General features: G+C 70.2%; 2 protein-coding genes. One reads left to right on the top strand and one right to left on the bottom strand.

Going from position 1 to position 2,332, the window contains the following annotated elements; all coding sequences use genetic code 11:
• On the bottom strand, positions 1–2,053 hold a 2,053-nt coding region (locus N878_RS18010), incomplete at its 3' end, for a transporter substrate-binding domain-containing protein (RefSeq protein WP_021444972.1).
• Between the two features lie 119 nt (positions 2,054–2,172).
• Here N878_RS18010 and N878_RS26970 point away from each other — a divergent pair.
• The coding region (locus N878_RS26970) for an Ada metal-binding domain-containing protein (RefSeq protein WP_305728921.1) at positions 2,173–2,332 on the top strand (160 nt) is incomplete at its 3' end.

Below are 2,332 nucleotides of genomic sequence, written 5' to 3'. Positions count from 1 at the left end.
CCTGCGGCTGCAGCGCCGGGCGCTGGCGACTGGCCAGGGCGAACGGCAGGCGGCACCAGAAACGGCTGCCGACGCCGACCTGGCTGTCGACCCCGACCTCGCCGCCCATGGCCTCGGCCAGGCGCTTGCAGATGGCCAGGCCGAGCCCGGTGCCGCCGTACTTGCGGGTGGTGGAGCTGTCCGCCTGCTGGAAGGATTCGAACAGCCGCGCCTGCTGCTCGGCGTCCAGACCGATGCCGGTGTCGCGCACCGCGAACAGCAGCCAGACCTGCTTGCCGTCGCGCCGCTCCAGCTCGATGCGCACCTCCACCTCGCCCTCGGCGGTGAACTTCACCGCGTTGTTGGCGTAGTTGATCAGGATCTGCCCCAGCCGCAGCGGATCGCCGAGCAGGCTGCAGGGCACCTGCGGATCGAGGCGAAACAGCAGCTCCAGGCCCTTGGCCGCGGCCTTGTCGCCGATCAGGTTGGCCAGGTTGTCGAGCACCTGCTCGAGGTCGAACTCGATGCACTCGACGCTGACCTTGCCGGCCTCGATCTTGGAGAAGTCGAGGATGTCGTTGATCACCCCGAGCAGGTGCTGGCCGGCCTGCTGGATCTTGTTCAGGTAGTCGCGCTGGCGCGGGTCGAGGTCGGTCTTCAGCGCCAGGTGCGACATGCCGATGATGGCGTTCATCGGCGTGCGGATCTCGTGGCTCATGTTGGCGAGAAAGTCCGCCTTGGCCCGCGCCGCCTGCTCGGCCAGGGCCTTGGCGCGCGCCATGGCCTCCTCGACCTCCTTGCGCACGGTGATGTCGCGGCCGGTGCCGACCAGCCCGAGCAACTGCCCGCGGTCGTCGTAGAAGGCCACGCGCAGGGTGTCGTAGAGCACCCGCCGACCGTCGGCGTGGTCCAGCCAGGTCTCGTTTTCCAGCGGCGCGCGACTGGCCAGGGCGCGGCGGTCGAGGCCGGCACGCTCGCGGCTGAGCGCGGCGTCGAACAGCTGCTCGTCGCGGCAGCCGACCAGGCTCTCCGGGCTGCGCGCGAAGATCGCCGCGAAGGCCTGATTGCAACCGCGGTAGACGCCGTCGCTGTCCTTGAACCAGATCGGGTCGGGGATCGCATTGACCAGCGCCAGCAAGGTGCTGCGCTGGCGCCTGGCCTCGGCCTCGGCGCGCTGGCGCTCGGCGATCTGCACCGTCAGGCGGCGGTTCCACACCAGCACGAAGACGATCAGCGCCAGCAGGCCGAGGGCGTAGGGCCAGCCCACCTGCAGCGCCTTGCGCCAGTTGAACTCGGTCAGCGGCGGCAGCCAGCGATCGCGGATCGCCTCGCGCTCCTCACGGCTGAGGCTGGCCAGGGCGCGGTCGAGCAGATCGACCAACTGCGGCAGGTCGCGGCGCACGCCGAAGCGGATCTCGCTGCTGCTCAGCCCCGACTCGCCGCGCAGCTCCAGGTTGGCCAGGTTGTGCCGGCGGATCAGGTAGCTGGCCACTATCATGTCGCCGACGTAGGCCTCGGCGCGCCCGGACGACACCGCGCGCAGGGCCTCCTCGGTGTTCAGGGTCTCGACGAACTCGATGCCGGCCACCTCGTCGCGCAGCAGCTGCTGCAGCACGTAGCCGCGCTCGATGGCCACACGCTTGCCGGCCAGGTCGGCGACCTGCTGCACGCGCACCTCCGGGCGGCTGAAGATCAGGCTGCTGCTGATCAGATAGGGATCGCTGAAGCGCATCCAGCCCTCGCGCTCGGGAGTGCGCGCCACCGACGGCAGGATTTCGATGCGGCCCTCGCGCAGGGCGGCCAGGGCCTGCTCCCAGTCGTCGAAGTAGACCGCGTCGATCTCCACCCCCAGGCGTTCGCCGAGCAGGCGCAGGTAGTCGGCGCTGATACCCTGATAGCGGCCGTCCTCGACCATGTCGAACGGCGGCCAGCCGGTGCGTTCCACCCCCACCAGCAGCTGCGGGTGCTGCGCCAGCCAGTGCTGCTCTGCCTTGCTCAGCGGCAGCGCCGCCAGTGCCGGCACCAGCGCGCCCCACAGCAGCAACGCCAGCGCCCAACGAGCATAACGCGCCATGCCTGCATCCCCTTGCCGGCCGTCGATGGGCTGTAAGCCTAGCCCGGCTTTGAAAGCGCATTACGGATTGGCAGCGCGCGGCTGCGGGCCGACAATCGAAAGCATCAGGAGGAGGCCCCATGCTCGACACCGACCACTGCTGGCAAGCCGTCTGCGCCCGCGATGCGGGCCAGGACGGGCGCTTCGTCTTCGCCGTGCGCAGCACCGGCATCTACTGCCGGCCCAGTTGCCCGGCGCGGCGGCCGCGGCGCGACAACGTCAGCTTCCACGGCGATGCGG

Origin of the sequence: Pseudomonas sp. EGD-AK9, assembly GCF_000465935.2 — a bacterium.
GTDB lineage: Bacteria > Pseudomonadota > Gammaproteobacteria > Pseudomonadales > Pseudomonadaceae > Aquipseudomonas.
The sequence above is the reverse complement of the archived record's forward strand: the minus strand, read 5'-3'. Positions and strand labels throughout refer to the sequence as shown.